The organism is Butyrivibrio sp., assembly GCF_024699075.1.
Genome location: NZ_JAILQF010000054.1, coordinates 1 through 21,591, shown reverse-complemented (window position 1 = coordinate 21,591; position 21,591 = coordinate 1). Strand labels below are relative to the sequence as shown.

Here is a 21,591-nt window from a genome sequence, read left to right as displayed (position 1 = left end):
AAGGCGCTGTACAAGCGCCTTTTATTAGTGGAATGCGTAGTAAAGTGGCATTCTGTCATATATTTGGAGACGTATCAAAGTGGTCGTAATGAGGCGCACTCGAAATGCGTTTGTCCGTAAGGGCACAGGGGTTCGAATCCCCTCGTCTCCGCTTATAAAAAAACAGTGGCAGTTAATCAACTACCACTGTTTTTATTTACCTATTATTTCAAACGACTTTTTCCTGTTTTCTTTCTATTTTCTCATGCTCTTCCTGTTCACTTTGAATCACAGGAAATGCTGAGTACATTGGCTTTATATCTTTTCCCTTAAGTTTTCTGTCAATGTAATTTTTAGTTATAGTCTTTACTGTTCCGCTAAGAGCAATAACACCTATAAGGTTTGGTATAGCCATAAGACCGTTAAAGGTATCTGACAAATCCCATGCAAGCTCAAGATTCATGGTAGCTCCTATAGCTATAAATACCACAAAAATCACTTTATAACCGATGGTGGCTTTTGTTCCAAATAAGTATTCAAAGGCCTTTGTTCCGTATATGCTCCAGCCAAGTGTTGTCGAAAAGGCAAAAAGAAGTATGGCGATGGCAATAAATGCTCCACCTGCAGGTCCAAATACAGAAGCAAAGGACTCTGATACCAAAGCTGTTTTTTCAGCCTGTGAAATCATCTCTCCGGTATTTAAATCCATAACTCCGCTGGTAAGAACCGCAAGAGCTGTAAGAGTACATACAACAATTGTATCGGCAAATACTTCGAATATACCCCACATTCCCTGCTGTACCGGCTCTTTTACATTTGAAGCTGAGTGAACCATAACGGATGAACCAAGACCTGCCTCATTTGAAAAAACGCCTCTCTTCATTCCCCAGGTAACGGCCGATCTTACACCTGAGCCCACAATTCCGCCTCCAACGGCTTTCATGGCAAAGGCACCTTTTATAATAGCTACAAATGCCGGTGCTATCTGATCATAATTAAAAATCACAATTAGTATCGCGCCGGCTACATAGGCTATTGCCATAAATGGTACAAGCTTTTCAGTAACTGCTGCGATTCTCTTTATGCCGCCTACCACTACAAGACCTGCAATAAGCATAAGGCAGATACCCGTTACAATCATAGGTACTCCAAAAACAGAATTCATATTTACTGCTATGGAATTTATCTGACTCATATTACCAATTCCAAAGGAAGCTATTACACAAAAAACTGCAAATAAAACTGCAAGAGTTTTTCCAATGTATTTACAATTCTTCTTACTTCCAAGGCCATCGCTTAAGTAATACATAGCTCCGCCTGACCACTCGCCATGTTCATTTTTTCTTCTGTAGAAAATACCCAGGACATTTTCAGAATAGTTTGTCATCATTCCGAAAAATGCTGTTATCCACATCCAGAAGATTGAACCCGGTCCGCCTGTGGCAAGAGCTGCTGCCACTCCCGCAATATTTCCGGTTCCGATTGTTGCAGCCAGTGCTGTACAAAGGCTCTGGAACTGGCTTATCTGACGATCTTCCTTGGCAGTATGGGCTGTTATTTTTTTATTACCAAATATGCCTCCAAGTGTATGCTTCATCCAATATTTAAAATGTGTCAGCTGAAAGCATTTTGTCAGTATAGTCATTAATATACCTGTACCTACAAGTAGTACAAGCATTGGTAGTCCCCAAACAAAGCCATTCACCGCACTGTTAATATTAGCAATCGTTTCCAGCATAAATACCTCCCTTTTTTCCAAAAAAAACGCACCTTATAAAAAAGGTGCGCCTTTGCATTCTTTATGCAGAATACTATCATATTTGTATACAATTATGCAAGATATTTATGCAGTATTCTTGAATTTTTAAACTAAACATGCATACTTATGCAATGTCTCTATGAAATTTTTAAATTTTAAGCTACATTTACAGCATCAATTGTTCGCTTAAGCTCTTCAATAAATGCATCATACTGCTCTGCTGATCCTGCCTTTGAAACGTAAGCCTCTCTCATTCCAGGTGCTGTTGCAGCATCAAGTGTAGAAATCAGGTTTTCAACAAATCTTTTTTCATTCATACCTATTACCCCCATATCCGTTATTTGGTCTCAGATGACCTGCAGAAATTTATCAAGAAACGATAAATCTGTTTTTTACTACAATATATAGTATGATAATCAGCTGGCAAATACAAGAATTTTTTGCCAAAAATCCCATAAAATACGTAAAAAATCGCCACTGTATATCAAATACAGCAGCGACTATATTTTGGTGTTTAATGTCTTGTATCATCCTCAAAACATTCACAAAATCTTGCATGAAATGAAGGCTCTTCTCCAAAGTTATAAAGATGAGATACATCTCCAAAGCTTGTCATTCTAAAGCTTGCAACTTGCTCTTGTCTTTCCTCGGTATAAAGAGTTGTTACAGATGTTGGAAGTGCACAGGTTGCATGCCATAAAGCAAAAACGGGCATGTTTAAAATATGGCTTAGAAGAACACTTTCAAGTCCAAAGTGACAAAAGAAAGCTATTGTATCATGATTTGCTTTAACAGCTTTATAATACATTCCATCTCTTTCATAACCATGCTCTTTTAACAGATTATCAAAGGACTCTGCCACATAATTGTATTCTTTCTCAACATCTCCGGACTTTGAAAGAGCGGTTTGCTGCCATCTGTCTATGGAAAAGTTTTCAGGATGACTCATCCACTCCCTTGGCATTATATCCCATGGAAGTCCGTAGGGTGTTCCATCATCTCTTACAACAGGAACGGTAAATTCCTTAAGCCAGTCTCTTATGTCCTCTTTTACACCAAACCTTTTAAGTGTAGGTGCAGCTGTTTCTCTGGCTCTTCCCAAAGGTGAAACATAAAAATAATCTATTTTTTCTTTTTCAAGCTTATCTGCCAAAAGTTTAGCCTCACGTATACCTTTTTCCGTAAGGCAGTCATGCTCGTAATCCGGCTCGCCATGTCTGATTATAAGTATTCTCATTTAAGTCCTCCAAATTATCCGGCTAATAACTGTCATCTGATCAAAACAATTTTACTGATAAAATCAAATAAGATAAATGACTATCGCTGATAAAACTATCTGAATAATCACAAATCTGAATACCACCTGAGTATTGGACCATCCGATATTCTTTCTTACATGATCGTGAAGAGGTGTTCTGGTATTTTTCAGAATATGTATTTTGCAAAATCTTAAAAGTGCTACTTTTAAAAGTCCAAGCCCGCCATCCAGTATAAGAACCAATGACAGTAAAAGATATAAAAACGGTGCTCCGCTTTTAAGCGCTGTAATTGCTATGAAAATACCCATAGCCCTTGATCCTGCATCTCCCATAAGAAGAAGGGACGGGGTTGCATTAAACCAAAGGTATGCCACAAGGCACATTACAAAAAGAATAATGACATAATTAAAATCGTGGGATATAAAATCGGACTTTTCCATCACGATATAAAAACTCATTAAAGTTACTGAAACAAGTGATGCTGAGAGTCCATCCACCCCGTCAGAGCAGTTGGTAACATTAATGGCAGTCCATACCAGTATAACAACAAGAATCACAAATACTACCAAAGGAAGTCTAAAGGTATAACCGGTCAATGCTATAGTTACTCCGGTACCGTTGAAATGTACATAGGTTATTGCCACCATAACTGCAACAACAAGATCCAGAAATCCTTTAAAATATTCACCCCAGGGTTTGGATGATGCATCATCCATATATCCTGTTATCATCTCCACAACTGTAAGAGCCACGTATATAAGCAGTTCCAAACTAAAATTTGCAAAAAGCAGTGTAACAACAGCAAATACTAGAACAAAAATTATTCCTGCGCCCCTTGGCTTTCCGGCCGACTTTGCTCCATCTACAGCAAAAGCTCTTCCCTGATCGGAAGGAAGCTTTACTCTAAGAGTATTCGTAAGTATAAAGGTAGCAAAAAAAGCCGCGATTACGCCAAACAGCATAACCATTTGATTGTCGTTTCCAAAAAACATGCTTAACATAAAAATCTCCAATCGCATGTACCGGTAAATCCTGTTGTAAAAAATAATCTGCTATTGCGATACATAATTTATTATCTATATTTTATCCGTTTTATAGTATAAACCCCGATTATAAAAAATCAACTTGATAAATATCTAAAATTTCCGAAAATATTTATCCTTCACTATTTAAATTCCTGTATATAGCAGCGTTTAATAATTATTCCGCTGTGGCAAGATCAACGGCAATTTCCTCATATTGTCTGTTAAAGAGCTCATAATAATAGCCTTTTTTGTCCATAAGCTCTTTATGATTTCCCTGTTCCACAATCTTACCGTCTCTGACAGCAAGAATAACATCCGCATCTACTACTGTGGATAATCTGTGGGCTATCATAAATGATGTTCTTCCTTCAATAACTGTTTTTATGGCACTCTGAATAACCTTTTCTGTTACCGTATCTACTGAAGATGTGGCTTCATCCAGCACCAGAATACGCGGATCTGCAAGAATAGCCCTTGCGAAGGAAAGAAGCTGTCTTTCACCTGTAGAAAGCATGCTTCCTCCTTCTCCTACATCACTATCGAGGCCTTTATCCATTTTGGCTACTACTTTATCGGCAGAAACAAGGGCGAGTGCCTTATTTATCTCCTCATCGGTAGCATCAGGCTTACCATATCTTAAATTGTCCCTTACGGTACCGGAAAAAAGATGTGGTGTCTGCAAGACATATCCTATATTACTGTGAAGCCAAAGCTGTGAGCGCTTTCTTGCATCAATGCCGTCAATAAGCACTTCTCCTTTTGTAGGTTCAAAAAATCTGCAAACAAGATTAACAAGGGTGGATTTTCCTGCTCCCGTCTCGCCTACGATGGCAACATTAAAACCATGAGGCACCTTTAGATTAAAGTTTTCCAATACATACTCATCTCCATCGGGATACATAAAGGATACATCTTTAAATTCAACATCACCGTGAAGTGGTTCCCAGTTTTCCTTTTTTGCATTAAAGGTATCACCATACTTTTCAATAACTTCCTTGGAATCTGCAACGTCAGATTCTGTGGACATAAGTCTTGTAAATCTTTCTATGTTTACCTGTATGGCAATAAGTGCTGATATTGTATTAATAATGGATTGTATAGGGTCCATAATACCAAGTGCATAGGACATAAATACGGAAAGAGTACCTATTTCCATAAGCTTTTGCTGTGTAAGACTTCCTCCCTGCCATAAAACCAGCGAAAGTGTCATAGCGGACAAAAAAGTTACACTGGCGGCAAACAGTGCTTGTACGTGAGCCGATCTTATGGATGTTACCCTCATTTGAAATGTTTCATCTTCAAAATTACGTTTCATCCTTTCTTCGGCAACCAATGTCTTTATTGATCTGACACCGGTAATTCCCTCGTTAAAGTTACCGGTTATCTTGGAATTGTGCTCTCTTACTGCGCGGTTAAGTACTACAAGTTTTTTTTGAAAAAGCATGATTATAACTGCAGCTATTGGTACCAGAACAATTATGTAAAGCGCAAGTCTTGTGTTGATTGCAAACATAACTACTATGACACCGAGAATATAAACACCATTCCATACAATATCCATCATTCTCCAGGAAACAAGCTCGCCTATTTTTCCTGTATCACTCATTACTCTGGCATGAATGTAACCAACATTGTTCTGATTGAAATATGAAAATGACAGTGTCTGAAGATGTCCAAAACTGGCATTTCTTAAGTCTCTGTTTACCCATAGTTCCATTTTGCTGCACATAAAGGTTGAATAATAATTCATTACAACCTGGCAAAGCAAAAGAGCAACATAGCCTATGGCAACATAAGGTAATGTAGTAGTATCATTTTCGCCCACCACTTTGTTAAGAACATACCTGTTAAAAAGCGGATAGATAGCATCTATTGCTGTTACAATTGCGCCTATAAATACCATGGCAATAATTTTATATTTATATTTTTTCAGATAAGGTATAAGTCTTGGAATACCATACCAGGGCAGCTTTACATTTGTATCTTTATTATCCATTACTTAAGCCTCCTGTGGTTTTTGCAATTTATATATTTTACTGTACTGACCGCCGGCAGCAAGAAGCTCTTCGTGAGTTCCACTTTCAACTATACGACCACGGTCCATAACGATGATATTATCAGCCTTCATAAGGGTAGTAATACGATGGGCTATAAGAATAACTGTGGTATTTTCTGTCTTCTCATTAAGAGCAGCACGAATCTTGGCATCAGTTTCCGAATCAACTGCAGATAAAGAATCATCAAATACCATTATCTTTGGCTTCCTTATAAGCATCTGCGCTATAGCTGCTCTCTGCTTTTGTCCTCCTGAAAGAGTAACTCCCCTTTCACCTACATAGGTTTCATAACCCTTTGAAAACTTCTCTATGGCTTCATCAAGCATAGCTATTCTGGAGGCTTCACGAACATCCTTCATATCAAGCTTATCTCTTGTGATTGCAATATTATCAGCAAGTGTGCTTGAGAAAAGATAAGGCTCCTGAAGTACCATTCCTATATTTTTTCTCAGATGCTCCATTTTTATATCTGCAATATTCACAGAACCTATCTTGATATCTCCGCAATCAGGTTCAATATTATACAATCTGTCAAGAAGATACATCAGCGTGGATTTACCTGATCCTGTGCCCCCAAGGATACCTACTGTGGTTCCGGCTTTGACAGTAAAGGATACGTCATCAAGAACTTCCGGGGAATCTTCTCCATAGGAAAAAGATACGTTCTCAAAATGAATGTCCTTATCCATGTCAGGCTCTTTAGCATTTTCTTTATCCACTTCAATTTCGCTGTTCATGATATATCTTATACGGTCTATGGAAACACCTGACTTACTCATTTCAGATATTACTCTTCCAAGCATTCGAACAGGCCAGGTCAGCATTGAATTGTATGATACAAAGGCGATATATCCTCCAACAGTCATTTCACCCCGAACACAGAAATAACCTCCGATAACAACAATAAGCATTACCTGCAAACCTGATATAAGATCTCCGGTAGCCCAGAAGCTTGATAAAAGCTTCATAAGTCCAATCCAGGTGTTCATGTACTCTTCATTTTTGGTTTCAAAACGTTCTTTTTCATATTTTTCACGACCAAAAGCTCTTACAACTCTTACACCTGTAAGATTCTCCTGTGCTATGGCAGATACCTGCCCTTCCATTTCATCCACTTCCATGAATGAACTGGCAATTTTATTGTGGAAGAAAAGGGAATAAAGAATTATTACAGGGAAAAAAGCTGCTGAAATAAGAGTTAGTCTTACATCTATTCTGAACATGAAATATAAAGACATAACCATCAGAATTACAACCCTGAATAAATTTGTAAGCTGTTCAGATAAAAAGTTCTTTATAACCTCTACATCAGATGTACATCTTTGGATAATATCTCCTGTGTGGTTCTTGTTATGCCATGCAAAAGGAAGATGTATTATCTGATCAAATAAAACATCTCTCATTCTCTTAACCAGAGTCTCTGCACCTTTAGCATTTAAGGTTCTGAACAAATATCTGCTTACACCTGCAAGAAGTGCAACTACAATAACAGCAAGTGCCACAATATATAAATGACTCTTTATATACTCCACTCCGCCTATATTCATGACTATATTTTCCAAAAATGCCGGAAGACTTGAAGCATTGTCATTAAGCACAGTATCAACTGTGTATTGAATTATTTTGGGATTGATCATATCAAGAAGGACACAAAGTCCTGCAAAGATAACCGCCATGATAAAATAGCGCTTACTTCCCCTGACGAAAAAGAAGATCATAGAAGATCTGGTATTAAATTTTTTTTCCATAAATTTCCCTCTAACACAAATATTGGCTTATAAAGCATTATGCTTATAAGCCTTAAACAATTACATTCAGTATATTAACATAAACAGCAATGATAGTAACGGCTGATGAAGAATATATATTACTAATGAATGTTTCCCAAGTTCAGATAAAAAAGTTCCCCTTTTAAAATCCAAATTCCTTAACAGACTTTTTTGAAATATTCCGTAAAAAAAGTATCCTGTTAAAAACAAAAATATCCACGGAATAATCGGAAAATAATCCGATGAGTAAAACCCCGGTTCCATGAAGCCCCAAAAGGTTGTAATGATATTACTATACAAATAATCCGGAAGTTCAAGGAATCTGATACCTGCAAAGCCAAGGCAGCCCTGTGAAAGGTCTCTCGTAATTATAAACAGAAATAATGAAATAATAAAGCCTGTATATGAAGATATTTTGCAAAATAGCTTGTTTAGAAGAGTAACTATCAGTATTGATGCCCCGTAAAAGGTAAGAATTCCGAATATTATAATTGCTGACGGTTCTACGATAGCAGTTACAACAGATATCACAATTCCCCAAAAAGATATTAAAAGTCCACGTTTGACAGGGTGTTTATCCATTTGAAAGCAAAAACCTGAAATCAAAATAAATGTAATGCAAATGCTTTGCTGCCATATAAATCCAAATGTTCCTTTATACCACATAGCCTGACGGCCATAGAGAAAAACTATATCCCACATGGCATGATAGAAAACCATGCTGATAATAGTTAATCCCCTAAGCTCATCAAGCCAGATTATTCTTTTTTTGTGTAATTCTTTTTCCGGCATTATATAAGTCCCTGTAGCGTACCAATGAGTTCGGCAATATCTATAGGTTTGGCAATATATCCATCCATGCCCACATCTGCCGCCATCTGCCTGTCCTCAGCAAATGCATTTGCACTGACTCCGATTATCGGAATCTGTGACATATAATCATCGCTAAGCTCTCTAATACGCTTTGTCGCTTCATTTCCGTCCATCACAGGCATCTGAACATCCATCAGTATAACATCAAACTGTCCTCTATAGCTACTCTTTACAGCTTCATAAGTTTCCTGTCCGTTGGAATATACTTCAACTATTGCACCCAGTTGCTGTAAGATTTCCGATATGATGTCCTGATTTATTTCATTATCTTCAGCTACAAGTACCCGTTTCCCTTCAAGAAGCTTTCCCGACATGAGGGAATCCGTTACATATCTTATATCTTTTTCTCCTGATCCCTTATATTCCATCATGCCGATAATTGCATTATTATCGCCATTATCACCTTTATCAAAATCCAGGGTAACAATTATCATGGTACCTTCACCAATGGTACTGGATACATCAATAGTTCCGTCTAAAAGTTCAACAGCTGCCCTTGCAATGGAAAGACCAAGTCCGATACCTTCTATGGAGTTAACTACTGTATTATGCTCTCTATGGAATGGCTCAAACATATACTCCTGAAATTCTTCACTCATTCCATAGCCGTTGTCCTGAATTATAAATTCATATCTTACCTTGCCAAGAGAGGTTTCTTTTTTCTGAAAGATTTTAAAAACTATCTCTCCGTCAGGCTGGGTATATTTTATGGCATTTGACAAAAGACACATCATTATCTGATTTACCCGTCCTCCATCACAAATAATGCTGCTATCTGTGATATCAGCTTCTATTACCAGTGTCTGGGATTTCTCATCTGCCTGAGGTTCAATACAAGACTTAATATAATTAACAATTTTACCCAGATCCTGAGTCTTGTTTTCAACCTCTACCTTGCCACTTGAGAGTCTTACAAATTCCAAAACATCATTTACTATCTGTATGGTTCTTTTTCCTGAAACCATAATCTTATTTAAATAACCTGCAAGAATTTCAGGCTGATTTAGCTTTGTACCTGCCAGAGTAACATAACCAAGGAGTGCATTCATAGGAGTACGAATATCGTGGGACATTTTAGACACAAACATTACATGATCCGATTCGTTATAATTACGATTTCCCATTGTAAAAACATTCTGCAGATCGGCTCTGTAATCATTTATAACGCAAACAAGCTCCATGGACTTATGCTCATCGTTGTCATAAGGTAATTTTTCATATTTACTTCCACCTAAAAGGATTTCCAGCTCGGAAAAAGAACACTCGGAAGGATAATCCGATGCAAGGGCATCCTCTGCCAGATATACAAGATAAGCCTTATCAAGATCCGTATCTACCTGATAAATAAGTTTGTATCTTTTTAGAACTGCACCAATAATGTCTTCACTTAATGATTTCATGCCATTACTCCTTACAAATAATAAACCATGACTCCTGACGCTTTGTTATTTAAATGATGCGAATACATACCTACTATAATCATACTATATGAGTAGCGAAAAAACATATTAAATTATTCTGAAATATGTTTTTTCATTATCGGTAACAACTTCGTATACCGTGTTAAATTCAAATTCCGTTCCTTCAGACATAAAGGTACTCAATACCGATTCATCGTTACAATCCATTTTTTGAATATAAATATAAGATGCATGCATGGTATTTATAAGATATTCAATATTTTCTCCGCTTAAATCCTCTGCATACAAGCTTGAGTAAACTACAGGAATGGGAGAGGCATAAAAATTGGTATAGGTATTTTTTACCCAGTGTATCTCTGATGCATCCTGAATAAAAAGTACTCTTTCTCCCCATAATTCACTTTTATCGGATATTTTGGACAAAAAAGTGCTTTCAACTTCACCTATCATACTCTCTCTGTCTGAAAGAGCCTGTTCCTTCCTGCTGTAATATCCACCATAGGCACTTATTACCGCCGAATAATCCACAGTAAGAAGCACTGCCAAAGCCAAAATAATATTAACAACCATTTTTTTCTTTATTTCCGCAGACAAGGCAATGGCAAATAAGAGCATTATGAATCCCAGAGAAAAAGGAGCACCGTATCTTTCAATGGATTTGGCCATAACATCTGCTTCAAGATACTGATTTTCTGTCTGAAAAATAGTCAAATGCCCTATAAGAATTATCCCATAAGCAGCAAAGGCTGATAGAAGCGCAAAAATAAGAATTTTCACAGTTTCCTTCAAATCAATATATTTTGCGAAGCAAAAAATAATCAGGAAAACAACAACAATTATAAGAAAAGCTCCTGATGATATATTGATCAGTCCCTTTGTGCTTCCATGCATTGAGTAATTCCAAAAGCCATTCAAATATGCGCTTATTCGTTCTTTATAATCCCCGGGAAGAGAATATGAACCTCCTGCAGCCATTTTAACGCCTGCACTTGTGAGCTTCGCAACCCTTCTGTTTATAAGACAAAATAGCATCCAGCTTCCTTCCGTAAGGATAGGGCAAATAAGAGAAAGTATTGATATTCCGGCTTTTGCAGCATTCTTTTTTAACGGATATAAAGAAAAGGCTCCCATTATAAAGCCAAAAATCACTGCAAAAAGAGCCCATTCTACGGCTACAGTCTTTACAAGCACCAGAACGGACAAAAGAGAGGCTATATACATGCTTAGAAAATAAATATCCCCTTTCCCTTTTCTGTTTCTAAAAATCTCAACCAAAACCGCACCGTAAATAATTCCCATAGTAACATCGGCACAGGTTCCGTAGGCCCAAAACTGATCAACTATTCCCGGCACAAGGGATAAAATTACACAACCTATTATATTTACAATATAATTTTTACTCTTAAGGTCTTTGATAACAGGCAAGAGAAAAATAAAATTCATGCAGTAATAGCCGGCAAACTGTAATCCCTCCACATATGAAGGTGAAAAATGTAAAAACCACCATTTAAAAAGCTGCAGAGCCGGAGGATAATCGCCAAATTCCGGAGCCACGTTTCCATATTTTCCCGCAAAGCCACCAGTAAAGAACAGCCCCTTAACATCTGTAGCCCAAAAGTTTAAGTCATCCCACCATGTAACATACTGTCCCAGAGTTAAAAGTGTCATTAAAACACATACAACCAGTACACCCACAAGCTGTGGCTGCCTGCAAAAATCCAGAAGTTCCTGTCTTAGTAATTCTTTTTCTGTTTTCTTACTTTTTGCGTAATGTATGCAAAAGGCAATTATGATTATAAGTCCGAAAATGTCTATATACTTTAGTGCTGAGAAAAAAGCCATTACATACATGCTCATTATCATAAGCGCTGTGGCAAAAGGAAGTGCCAGATAAAATTCAATATTAAACTTTTTCTTTAACAAAAAGGCTGCTAAAAGCAGCCCTGCAATGGATAATATCCACATATTTATCTCCGGTGATTATTTTATTTTTTTGAAAATAAACTCTCTTTGAACATAGTAACTTATGAAAAACAGACAAACATCCACCACAACCTTTATTCCGGTTTCAGGAATCACCGGTATCAGAATATTAAGTACCGTAACCAAAAAGGCACTTAGAGTCATCTGAACAAGTGCAAGGGTAAAATATTTTGTTCCTGTTTTGACATATCCATCATTACTGTGAAATACCAGTTTATAATTTATAAGATAATTGTAGCTTGCTGATATGATTCTTGCCAGCACTGTAGCAATAGTAACGTAATATATCGGTATTAACGATTTAAATGCACTGCAAAACATGGAAAAAAACAATAAGTCAACCACACAGGAAGATAAGGAAGATATTGTATAATGCAAAAACATCTTTCCAAATATCTTGTAAATTCTGTAGGAATCCCTTATAGGGTCAAAATGAGTCCGATGATTATCTTTGGATTCATATATGGTTTCTATTGAAACTTCCTTAATAGGACACTCATATTTGCAGTCAATAAGCATATTCATTTCATATTCAAAACGTTCCCCGGGAGTTGTAAGTACCTTTGACATAAAGGCTCTTGGTATAGCCCTTAGACCTGTCTGGGTATCAGATATCTTCATACCGCAAAAGAGCTTAACAACAAAGGTGGTAATTCTGTTACCGTACTTACTTTTATTTGGAACCCCGTCTGTGGAAAAATCTCTGCATCCAAGTATAAGTCTGTCTGGATTGTTATAGAGCTCCTGCATACATTTGAATATATCAAAGGGTGTATGCTGTCCATCGGAATCAGCAGTTACACAACCTGTCATATCCGGATATGTATTTAAACAATAGTTAAAAGCATCCTTTAAAGCTCTTCCCTTTCCCATATTTACATAATGTTTTAAAACTATGCAATCATAATCATTTGAAAGGGTTTTAAAAATATACTCATATTCCGGTCCACTACCATCATCAATTATTATTACCTCTGATGAAAGAGTATTTTTTAATTCTTTTATGAATGTTAAAAGCCTTTCATCGGGCTCGTAGGCAGGAATTATTATTTTGTATTTATTTTGCTCTGCACTGGTAAAGGGTAATTTACTCAATATATTTACCTGATCAATCTATAAGTTTATAATTATTTTACTTGCATTATGCATAAATAGTATCATATAAAAGAACTACAATAAATAAAAGTTTTCAAAATAACTATTGACAACGCGATTAAATTGTGTAAAATGTAATTATAAAGTTGATAATTTGTTGACGACGAAAGGAGATTTTATTATGGAATATACATTTAATGAAGCAAATTTTGAGGCAGAAGTTTTAAACAGCGATATACCTGTTCTTGTAGATTTTTACGCAGATTGGTGCGGACCTTGTAAAATGATGATGCCTGTAGTTGATCAGCTGGCTGAAGAATTCGATGGCAAGATTAAGGTTGGTAAGATCAATGCAGATGATAACGGCGATTTAGCTGCTAAATACGGTGTAATGTCTATACCTAACTTCAAGTTCTTCAAGAATGGCAAGATTGTTGATGAGGTAGTTGGTGCATCAAGTAAGGCTGCAATGGAAGCTAAGATCAATGCACTTCTCTGATAAATAAGGTTAATTTTAAAGGCAAAGCGCATAAAACGCTTTGCCTTTTTTATTACTTTATAAGACTGTGCCATTCCTGAAGAGATTTAAGTTCTCCATCAGGATGTTCATTTACATAAGCAATTCCCTCGGCTGCTGCCTTTGCTGCTGCCATTGTTGTTATATAAGGAATCTTATATTTAATAGCAGATTTTCTAAGATAGCTGTCATCATGAATACTGTCTTTTCCTACAGGTGAATTTACAACAAGCTGAAGATCACCATTGGTCATCATATCAAGGATATTTGGTCTTCCTTCATATAATTTATTCACTTTCTCTGCCTTTATTCCCGCTTCATTTATAATTTCACAGGTAGTTCCTGTAGCATAGATTTTGAATCCGGCCTTATCAAAAAGCTGTGCCACTTCCACAACTTCAGGTTTATCCTGTCTGTTTACAGATATAAGAACATTTCCCTTGGTAGGAAGTGTAGCCTGTGCACCCTCTTCTGCTTTAAAGAAAGCTTCTCCTGTTGTACTTGCCATTCCAAGTACTTCTCCTGTTGAGCGCATCTCAGGTCCAAGTACAGGATCTACTTCCTGGAACATATTAAATGGGAACACAGCTTCTTTTACACCATAATAAGGAATATTTCTGTTTCCAAAGGATTCTACCGGTGAAGGTCTTCCTGTAAGCTCAGAAGTAATAATGTCTGTAGCAATAGGTACCATACTGATTCCGCATACCTTTGATACAAGTGGCACTGTTCTGGATGCTCTTGGGTTTGCCTCAAGCACAAAGACTTTGCCATCTTCAATAGCATACTGCATGTTCATAAGTCCCACTACGTGCATTTCTTCGGCAATCTTTCTGGTATAGTCCTTGATAGTTTCAAGGGCATCCTCAGGAATATGTTTTGATGGAATTATGCATGCACTATCACCTGAGTGAATACCTGCAAGCTCTATATGCTCCATAACAGCAGGTACATAAGCATGATTGCCATCACTTATGGCATCTGCCTCACATTCCATGGCATGATGAAGGAATCTGTCTATAAGTATAGGTCTGTCCGGAGTTACACCAACTGCTGCCTCCATGTATCCTTTCATGCTTTCATCATCATAGACCACTTCCATGCCTCTTCCGCCAAGAACGTAAGACGGGCGAACCATGACAGGATAGCCAATCTTACCTGCTATGGCAAGAGCTTCATCTACTGTAGTTGCCATTCCTGACTCAGGCATTGGAATACCAAGCTTATCCATCATATTTCTAAAAAGATCTCTGTCTTCAGCCAGATCTATTACGGCAGGAGATGTTCCTAAAATCTTAACTCCGTTTTTCTCCAGATCAGCTGCAAGGTTAAGCGGTGTCTGTCCACCAAACTGTGCTATTACACCAACAGGCTTTTCTTTCTTGTATATGCTAAGAACATCTTCCAAAGTAAGAGGTTCAAAATAAAGCTTATCAGAGGTATCATAGTCAGTTGATACTGTTTCAGGGTTACAGTTTACAATAATTGTTTCAAATCCAAGCTTTTTAAGAGACTGTGCAGCATGTACACAACAATAGTCAAACTCTATTCCCTGACCGATTCTGTTAGGACCACCGCCAAGAATCATAATCTTTTGTTTATTATCGGAAACAGGGTTCTTGTCCTGATCATTATATGTTGAATAGTAGTAGGCACTGTTCTCGGTTCCGCTTACATGAACTCCCTGCCAGTTTTGTTCCATACCGATAGTTTCTCTTCTGCTTCTGATGTCAGCTTCAGGAATAGCCAGTATTTCACTTAAATATTTATCCGAGAAACCATCTTTTTTGGCCTGAATAAGCTGTTTATCTGTCGGAAGGGATCCCTTCTTTTTAAGAAGAACTTCTTCCTCCTCCACCAGTTCCTTCATCTGCTCGATAAAGTACTTCTTAACATGAGTAAGCTCATGTATTTCATCTACAGTTGCACCTTTACGAATTGCTTCGTACATTATGAAATGACGCTCGCTTGAAGGTGTTATAAGCATTTTCAAAAGCTCTTCTTTGGATAATTCGTTAAAGTTCTTAACAAAGCCCAGACCGTAACGACCCTTTTCCAGAGAACGGATTGCTTTTTGGAATGCTTCTTTATAGTTTTTACCAATACTCATTACTTCGCCGACAGCACGCATCTGAGTACCAAGCTTGTCTTCCACACCTTTGAACTTTTCAAAGGCCCATCTTGCAAACTTAACTACGACATAGTCTCCATCAGGCTTATATTTATCCAGAGTACCGTACTTGCCGCAAGGGATATCTGCCAGGGTAAGACCTGTTGCAAGTTTTGCCGAAACAAGAGCTATAGGGAATCCTGTAGCTTTTGATGCAAGGGCTGATGAACGGGATGTTCTTGGATTTATTTCTATAACTATAATTCTGTCAGATTTTGGATCATGAGCAAACTGTACGTTAGTGCCACCGATAACGCCAATATGTTCTACAATTTTGTAAGCCTGCTCCTGAAGTCTTTTTTGTACATCTTCAGAAATAGTAAGCATAGGTGCTGTACAGAATGAATCACCGGTATGAACTCCCATAGGATCAACATTTTCAATGAAGCATACGGTAATCATGTTATTATCTTTATCTCTTACTACTTCAAGCTCAAGTTCTTCCCAGCCTGTTACGCACTCTTCAACAAGAACCTGATGTACCAGGGAAGCCTGAAGACCACGAGCGCATACTGTCTGAAGCTCTTCTTTATTATAAACAAGACCGCCTCCGGCGCCGCCCATTGTATATGCAGGACGAAGTACCACCGGATATCCAAGTTTATCTGCAATTGCAAGAGCTTCATCCACACTATAAGAAACTTCACTTCTTGCCATTTCTATTCCGAGGCTGTCCATAGTCTTTTTGAACTCAATTCTGTCCTCGCCTCGTTCAATAGCATCCACCTGTACACCGATTACTTTAACGTTGTATTTATCAAGTACACCGGCTTTGTAAAGCTCTGAACAAAGATTAAGACCTGACTGTCCTCCAAGGTTTGGAAGAAGTGCATCCGGTCTTTCCTTGGCAATGATCTGCTCAAGTCTCTTAACATTAAGAGGTTCGATATAAGTCACATCTGCCATTTCAGGATCTGTCATAATAGTTGCAGGGTTTGAATTAACAAGTACAATCTTATAGCCAAGACTTCTAAGAGCCTTACATGCCTGAGTTCCGGAATAATCAAACTCGCATGCCTGACCAATGATAATAGGTCCTGAGCCAATAATAAGTACCTTTTGGATATCTGTTCTTTGTGGCATAGTTCATCTCCTTTTTTATACTAAAAACAATCACATGAATTATATCAGATAAATCTAAAAAACATTATGAACAAATTATCTTTTTTCTTGATATTTTTTAATCTGTTTTATTAAAAAAGGTCAAAGATTGTTAACTTATTTTCAATCTTTGACCTTACATTTTTAGTTTGTTTCTTTACGTATTACAACTTCTTAAATCAGATGGCTACCATTTTCTTTAAGCCATTTCCTGCGTTCTCTGTAGTCAGGCATGTATTTTTCAACAACCTTCCAGAACCTTTCGGAATGATTCATTTCTACCCTGTGAGCCAATTCATGTACAACTACATATTCCTGAATTGGTCTTGGTGTCTTCATGAGCATACAGTTAAAGCTTAGATTTCCTGTACTGCTGCAGCTTCCCCAACGGGTTTTCTGATGTCTTATGGTGATCTTTCCATAGGTTACATTCATCTTCCCGGCATATTGCCTGGTTAATATGGGGATCACTCTCTGAGCTTCTTTGGTAAGAACTTTAATATCCCACTCTGAAAGATTTTCACTGTTTTCTTCCGATTCCTGTCTTAGAGCTGCAATTTGAAGATGTTTTTGTATCCAGTCTTCTTTTTCTGCAATAAATTTATATATTCTCTTTTCTGAAAGTCTGCTTGGAGCTCTTACTATTAATTCTCCTGCATTTTTTATTTCCAGGGATAAAGTTTTTCTGTTAGAACGAATTATATTTATGTTATATGTCATTTAATATTAAATTTCCTATGTGTAAACAGATGTTTTTTAATTGTCGTAGATTATCAGCTTATGCTCTGCAAGCTTTTCGCCTTCATATCTTACCTTTAAAGAAAAATAAGGCGTATCCTTTGCTATAAGATCAAGAAAATAATGATCACCTTCCCAGGTAGGTAAATCCGGAACATTTTCCTTATCCACCCATACAAGCTCGCCTTCGTTGCAGTCCTTTAACTCTCCTTCAAACTCTGTAGCTGTAAAAAGATACATGTATTCTGTTTCCCATTTATCTGAAATAAAAGTTACAACACTTCTAAGCTTAAATCTTGTCAGTGTGAGCCCCGTTTCTTCATAAACCTCTCTTATAAGGCACTCCTCGGGAGTTTCATCCTTTTCGAACTTTCCACCTACCCCGATCCATTTATCCTGATTTAGATCATTCTTTTTCTTGGTACGATGAAGCATAAGATATTTTCCGTCTTTTTCTATATAGCACAAAGTTGTATTAAGCATTTGCTCACTTCCTTATTTTTAGTAAAATCACAAATCAAACAAGGACAGCTGATCGTCTGCCCAGGACTTTTCCCTTACTTCATGAATTATATCGTCTTCCATGTATCCACCTATAAGAAACGGAGAAGCGGGATCGTGATTTTTATTATTTTGGAGGACCTTTTCAATATCATTATTGGCATAGCAGTATCTGCAAAGATGCATACAACTGTCATAAGCTCCAATATCCCCGGACAGATAACAATTGCACTTATCTCTGCTCGGCTTTTTCTTTGGTACGTTTAAATGCCTGCCTATAGCCTTTTCATACATAGCTATAGTCATGCACCCTGAACAGTCAGCACCGTACTCTTCAAGGAAAGTTCCTTCAGCACAAGGTTTTACAGTCATATTGCAGCTTCCTGCAATTTCTATTATTTTTTTGCCAAGAAAAATCTGATCTTCACGGCTTACTTCCTTCACATCAGGAAAATTACGCCGTACCTTTTGATATAAATCTATAAAGCTTATGACTACTGTTTCGGTATAACCTTTAAGAGCCTCTGCCATTTGCTCAAAGGCCTTTAGGTGATATTCAATATTATATCTGTCTGAAACAAATATGGGATCGTACCTCCATCCAATGGAGTTTACTCCTACTATATCGGATAGTTTTCTGAAATCCTCAAGTATCCTGTGTTTATCAGGCACGTTTGGCTCTATATCTCTACCATAGGGTGTGATTGTCACATACCAGTATTGCCCGAAATCTTTTATAAGATCCATGTACTTAAACATTGGAGCTGGATTTTTGGTGCAAAAACCTATTGCATCAACAATCCCGGGGTCCAATATGTATTTACTGACCTGTTGCGGATTAAAGGGATTTCTTACACAAACAAAGCCTTCTTTTATTCTGTTGGCAAACCATTCCGAATAAAATGCCGGAATGTCTGTTCTTTGACCTGTATTTATAATCATTTCTTTATTTTACCTTTAAGTTAATTCAGTGGCAATGTTTAAAACTGGTATTATAAAATTATACGATTCTGGTAATTTTAACAATATCACTCTGGTGATATATTACCTTCTGATGAAAAGAATCAATTCTTTTCTTATTAAGTAAAAACAATATTCTTATAAATAAAGGGAGATTATATTATGAAAACAGCTAACAGAGATCAGGCTTTAAGAAAAATGGCTTATGCAGGAATTATGGCAGCTCTTTGCTATGTAGGCTATGCAGTTTTTCCTGCCATCAGCGCTACAGGTACAAAGGTTCATATAGGAAATGCTTTTGTTGTCCTTGGAGCACTTCTTTTAGGTGGTCCTTATGGTGGAATTGCCGGAGCAATAGGACTTTCTCTTGCCGATATACTTGGCGGCTATGTTCAGTCGGCTCCACGTACATTTATCTGCAAGCTTGTGATTGGACTTGTAGTAGGACATATTGCTGACAGAATTGCAAATATATCACACAATCATACTAAAGCTTATATCGTAAGATGGGCTGTTATTTCAGCTATCGCAGGTCTTGGTTTTAACTGTGTATTTGAACCTGCTCTTAAATATGTCTGGTATACACTTCTTACTCCAAATGCCGAGAAGGCCGCATCTGCTATTAACGCACTTATTGCTATTACTACTTATGCAACAATAATAAATGCAGTTATAAATTCCGTTATCGGTGTTATCGCTTATCTGGCACTTCGTCCTGTACTCTTTAGATCAGGGCTTTTAGGTGAGATAAATAATAAAGCTACCCTTGAAAAAAAGGTAGCTTAATACTTTTAAAAACGAACCAGTACCCGGGTACCTTCACCTATGGTACTGGTTATTTTTATTTCTCCGGAATGGAGCTCAACTATATGCTTTACTATGGCAAGTCCAAGACCTGTTCCGCCGGTTTCTCTTGATCGGCTTTTATCTACTCTGTAAAATCTCTCAAAAACTCTGTCAAGCTGATCTGCAGGTATGCCAATTCCGGTATCTTCCACTGTCAGTTCCGGATGGCTGTTTTTTATAGAAACCTCAACTTCAACTTTTCCTTTTTCTTTATTATATCTGATGGCATTTTGAAGGAGATTATCAATCATCTCTCTTATCAGCGCTCTATCTGCATTTATTCCAGCTGATGTGCCGCTGCACTTAATTATAATTTGTTTTTTATCTGCCTGTGGCTTTAGATCATTAACACATTCTTTGGCTACAGCAAATAAATCCACTGTTTCAAAGCTTCTTTTTATTTCAAAATGGTCAAGCTCAGAGAGCTGTATAGTATCGTTTACGATAGATAGAAGTCTGTCAGCATTATGTCTTATCTGCTGTGCTACGTGAACCTGATTTTCTTCATCCACCATATTGTTCTCAATAAGCTCTGCGTATCCTGATATTGCCGTAATTGGGGTCTTAAGTTCGTGGGATACATTTGCTGTAAAATCCTGTCTGCTTTTAGCTGCTGCCAGTATATTTTCATGCTGACTTCTGATTTTATCGGCAAAGGGCTCCAGCTCTTTATAGGCAGGTGTTCCAACATCATCAAGATTTTCAGCCATGAGTTCCAGGGGCTTCATCAGCTGCCTGGTTAAGAGGTGTCCTATAAGTACACATCCTATAAGTGTTACTACGACTATCCCTATTATTACCGGAAGAGCTGTAATAAGAACATTGGTAATTGTCCTTGCCTGAGTTGAAACTCTAAGAACAGTGCCGTTTTCCAGCAAAAGAGCATAATAAAAGGTGTTCATATTCATGGTATCTGACCGTCTGATGCTATCACCTTCTCCTGTTTCAAAGGCTTCCTGTATTTCCGGTCGGTCTATGTGGTTTGAAAGGCCTGTGATATCTGTGTCATTGTCAAATAAAACCGTTCCGTCTTCATCAATCCAGGTGATTCTCAGATTGCCGGATGACAAGTGTTCCAGGCTATCCGCATTTTCTTTTCCTTCTGTATAAGCCTTCTGGAATACATCTGTCTCTACAAGAAGCCTGGCATTTTGCTTAAGGTCATCTCTTACCTGCCTTTGAAACATGCTATAGTAAACAAAGGTAATTCCGATTGTTGTGATTAAAATTGCCACCAGAGCTATGAGACTAAGTCTTATATTTATTTTCTGCTTCATGTATCATCACCACATTCTTTTCCGATGGAATAACCTACGCCTCTGACTGTACGTATCTGTCTTCCGCTATCTCCCAGCTTTTGTCTGAGGGTTTTAATGTGCATGTCTACTGTCCTGCTCTCGCCTTCAAAGTCAGAGCCCCATACATACTGCATTATTGTTTCTCTTCCCAGTACGATGTCTTCATTTATCATCAGATATCTAAGGAGCTCATATTCTTTTAAGGTAAGGATAATATTTCTGCCCTCTGTATTAACTGTA

Annotated in this window: 18 protein-coding genes and 1 tRNA gene; 3 read left to right on the top strand and 16 right to left on the bottom strand. The window is 37.5% G+C overall.

Annotated elements, in window-relative coordinates; genetic code table 11:
- Positions 1 to 65: 65 nt before the first annotated feature.
- Positions 66 to 151, top strand: a tRNA-Ser gene (locus K6G87_RS01895).
- 57 nt (positions 152 to 208) lie between these two features.
- Here the strand turns inward: K6G87_RS01895 and K6G87_RS01890 are convergent.
- The 10 genes from K6G87_RS01890 to K6G87_RS01845 all read right to left on the bottom strand — a co-directional run bounded on the left by K6G87_RS01890 (position 209) and on the right by K6G87_RS01845 (position 13,220).
- A complete protein-coding gene (locus K6G87_RS01890; protein WP_296833119.1) occupies positions 209 to 1,717 on the bottom strand; it encodes an alanine/glycine:cation symporter family protein in 1,509 nt (502 codons plus the stop codon).
- A gap of 176 nt (positions 1,718 to 1,893) precedes the next feature.
- Positions 1,894 to 2,055, bottom strand: a complete 162-nt coding sequence (locus K6G87_RS01885) for a hypothetical protein (protein ID WP_296833117.1) — start codon at positions 2,053 to 2,055, stop codon at positions 1,894 to 1,896.
- A 197-nt stretch (positions 2,056 to 2,252) separates the two neighbouring features.
- Positions 2,253 to 2,975 (bottom strand): histidine phosphatase family protein, encoded by a 723-nt coding sequence (locus tag K6G87_RS01880; RefSeq protein ID WP_296833115.1) that lies wholly within the window; start codon positions 2,973 to 2,975, stop codon positions 2,253 to 2,255.
- Between the two features lie 63 nt (positions 2,976 to 3,038).
- Positions 3,039 to 3,998 carry a phospho-N-acetylmuramoyl-pentapeptide-transferase gene (locus K6G87_RS01875; protein WP_296833113.1) on the bottom strand — a complete coding sequence of 320 codons (960 nt, stop codon included), beginning with the start codon at positions 3,996 to 3,998 and terminating at the stop codon, positions 3,039 to 3,041.
- A gap of 199 nt (positions 3,999 to 4,197) precedes the next feature.
- Entirely contained in the window at positions 4,198 to 6,018 is a 1,821-nt protein-coding gene (locus K6G87_RS01870; protein ID WP_296833112.1) for an ABC transporter ATP-binding protein, read from the bottom strand.
- Between the two features lie 3 nt (positions 6,019 to 6,021).
- Positions 6,022 to 7,827 (bottom strand): ABC transporter ATP-binding protein, encoded by a 1,806-nt coding sequence (locus K6G87_RS01865; protein ID WP_296833110.1) that lies wholly within the window; start codon positions 7,825 to 7,827, stop codon positions 6,022 to 6,024.
- A gap of 66 nt (positions 7,828 to 7,893) precedes the next feature.
- Complete coding sequence (locus tag K6G87_RS01860; RefSeq protein WP_296833108.1) at positions 7,894 to 8,640, bottom strand: heparan-alpha-glucosaminide N-acetyltransferase domain-containing protein; 747 nt, start codon at positions 8,638 to 8,640, stop codon at positions 7,894 to 7,896.
- Positions 8,640 to 10,121, bottom strand: a complete 1,482-nt coding sequence (locus K6G87_RS01855; protein WP_296833107.1) for a response regulator — start codon at positions 10,119 to 10,121, stop codon at positions 8,640 to 8,642. Before K6G87_RS01855 ends, K6G87_RS01860 begins: the two co-directional genes overlap by 1 nt.
- Positions 10,122 to 10,229: 108 nt before the next feature.
- Positions 10,230 to 12,107, bottom strand: coding sequence for a hypothetical protein (locus tag K6G87_RS01850; RefSeq protein ID WP_296833105.1), 1,878 nt, complete (start codon positions 12,105 to 12,107; stop codon positions 10,230 to 10,232).
- 15 nt (positions 12,108 to 12,122) lie between these two features.
- Complete coding sequence (locus K6G87_RS01845) at positions 12,123 to 13,220, bottom strand: bifunctional glycosyltransferase family 2/GtrA family protein (RefSeq protein ID WP_296833103.1); 1,098 nt, start codon at positions 13,218 to 13,220, stop codon at positions 12,123 to 12,125.
- A 181-nt stretch (positions 13,221 to 13,401) separates the two neighbouring features.
- On the opposite strand from K6G87_RS01845, the gene trxA reads away from it, so the two are divergent.
- On the top strand, positions 13,402 to 13,719 hold the full coding sequence (gene trxA, locus K6G87_RS01840) for a thioredoxin (protein ID WP_296833101.1): 318 nt from the start codon (positions 13,402 to 13,404) through the stop codon (positions 13,717 to 13,719).
- 52 nt (positions 13,720 to 13,771) lie between these two features.
- Here the strand turns inward: trxA and carB are convergent, their stop codons facing one another.
- The 4 genes from carB to K6G87_RS01820 form a co-directional block, all read right to left on the bottom strand.
- On the bottom strand, positions 13,772 to 16,990 hold the full coding sequence (carB, locus tag K6G87_RS01835; RefSeq protein WP_296833099.1) for a carbamoyl-phosphate synthase large subunit: 3,219 nt from the start codon (positions 16,988 to 16,990) through the stop codon (positions 13,772 to 13,774).
- A 192-nt stretch (positions 16,991 to 17,182) separates the two neighbouring features.
- Positions 17,183 to 17,728, bottom strand: coding sequence for a M48 family metallopeptidase (locus K6G87_RS01830; RefSeq protein WP_296833097.1), 546 nt, complete (start codon positions 17,726 to 17,728; stop codon positions 17,183 to 17,185).
- Between the two features lie 36 nt (positions 17,729 to 17,764).
- On the bottom strand, positions 17,765 to 18,229 hold the full coding sequence (locus K6G87_RS01825) for an NUDIX hydrolase (protein ID WP_296833095.1): 465 nt from the start codon (positions 18,227 to 18,229) through the stop codon (positions 17,765 to 17,767).
- A gap of 27 nt (positions 18,230 to 18,256) precedes the next feature.
- Positions 18,257 to 19,189 carry a DUF1848 domain-containing protein gene (locus K6G87_RS01820; RefSeq protein ID WP_296833093.1) on the bottom strand — a complete coding sequence of 311 codons (933 nt, stop codon included), beginning with the start codon at positions 19,187 to 19,189 and terminating at the stop codon, positions 18,257 to 18,259.
- 180 nt (positions 19,190 to 19,369) lie between these two features.
- Between K6G87_RS01820 and K6G87_RS01815 the strand changes: the two genes are divergently transcribed.
- Positions 19,370 to 19,993 carry an ECF transporter S component gene (locus K6G87_RS01815; protein ID WP_296833092.1) on the top strand — a complete coding sequence of 208 codons (624 nt, stop codon included), beginning with the start codon at positions 19,370 to 19,372 and terminating at the stop codon, positions 19,991 to 19,993.
- Positions 19,994 to 19,998: 5 nt separating this feature from the next.
- On the opposite strand, the gene K6G87_RS01810 is transcribed toward K6G87_RS01815, so the two are convergent.
- Positions 19,999 to 21,330 (bottom strand): ATP-binding protein, encoded by a 1,332-nt coding sequence (locus tag K6G87_RS01810; RefSeq protein ID WP_296833090.1) that lies wholly within the window; start codon positions 21,328 to 21,330, stop codon positions 19,999 to 20,001.
- On the bottom strand, positions 21,327 to 21,591 hold a 265-nt coding region (locus K6G87_RS01805; RefSeq protein WP_296833088.1), incomplete at its 5' end, for a winged helix-turn-helix domain-containing protein. The genes K6G87_RS01810 and K6G87_RS01805, both read right to left, overlap by 4 nt.

What these genes read in the sequence shown, in the direction of transcription:
- K6G87_RS01890 (WP_296833119.1), bottom strand. Translation starts at nt 1,717, where the DNA reads ATGCTGGAAACGATTGCTAATATTAACAGTGCGGTGAATGGCTTTGTT.
- K6G87_RS01885 (WP_296833117.1), bottom strand. Translation starts at nt 2,055, where the DNA reads ATGAATGAAAAAAGATTTGTTGAAAACCTGATTTCTACACTTGATGCT.
- K6G87_RS01880 (WP_296833115.1), bottom strand. Translation starts at nt 2,975, where the DNA reads ATGAGAATACTTATAATCAGACATGGCGAGCCGGATTACGAGCATGAC.
- K6G87_RS01875 (WP_296833113.1), bottom strand. Translation starts at nt 3,998, where the DNA reads ATGTTAAGCATGTTTTTTGGAAACGACAATCAAATGGTTATGCTGTTT.
- K6G87_RS01870 (WP_296833112.1), bottom strand. Translation starts at nt 6,018, where the DNA reads ATGGATAATAAAGATACAAATGTAAAGCTGCCCTGGTATGGTATTCCA.
- K6G87_RS01865 (WP_296833110.1), bottom strand. Translation starts at nt 7,827, where the DNA reads ATGGAAAAAAAATTTAATACCAGATCTTCTATGATCTTCTTTTTCGTC.
- K6G87_RS01860 (WP_296833108.1), bottom strand. Translation starts at nt 8,640, where the DNA reads ATGCCGGAAAAAGAATTACACAAAAAAAGAATAATCTGGCTTGATGAG.
- K6G87_RS01855 (WP_296833107.1), bottom strand. Translation starts at nt 10,121, where the DNA reads ATGAAATCATTAAGTGAAGACATTATTGGTGCAGTTCTAAAAAGATAC.
- K6G87_RS01850 (WP_296833105.1), bottom strand. Translation starts at nt 12,107, where the DNA reads ATGTGGATATTATCCATTGCAGGGCTGCTTTTAGCAGCCTTTTTGTTA.
- trxA (WP_296833101.1), top strand. Translation starts at nt 13,402, where the DNA reads ATGGAATATACATTTAATGAAGCAAATTTTGAGGCAGAAGTTTTAAAC.
- carB (WP_296833099.1), bottom strand. Translation starts at nt 16,990, where the DNA reads ATGCCACAAAGAACAGATATCCAAAAGGTACTTATTATTGGCTCAGGA.
- K6G87_RS01830 (WP_296833097.1), bottom strand. Translation starts at nt 17,728, where the DNA reads ATGACATATAACATAAATATAATTCGTTCTAACAGAAAAACTTTATCC.
- K6G87_RS01825 (WP_296833095.1), bottom strand. Translation starts at nt 18,229, where the DNA reads ATGCTTAATACAACTTTGTGCTATATAGAAAAAGACGGAAAATATCTT.
- K6G87_RS01820 (WP_296833093.1), bottom strand. Translation starts at nt 19,189, where the DNA reads ATGATTATAAATACAGGTCAAAGAACAGACATTCCGGCATTTTATTCG.
- K6G87_RS01815 (WP_296833092.1), top strand. Translation starts at nt 19,370, where the DNA reads ATGAAAACAGCTAACAGAGATCAGGCTTTAAGAAAAATGGCTTATGCA.
- K6G87_RS01810 (WP_296833090.1), bottom strand. Translation starts at nt 21,330, where the DNA reads ATGAAGCAGAAAATAAATATAAGACTTAGTCTCATAGCTCTGGTGGCA.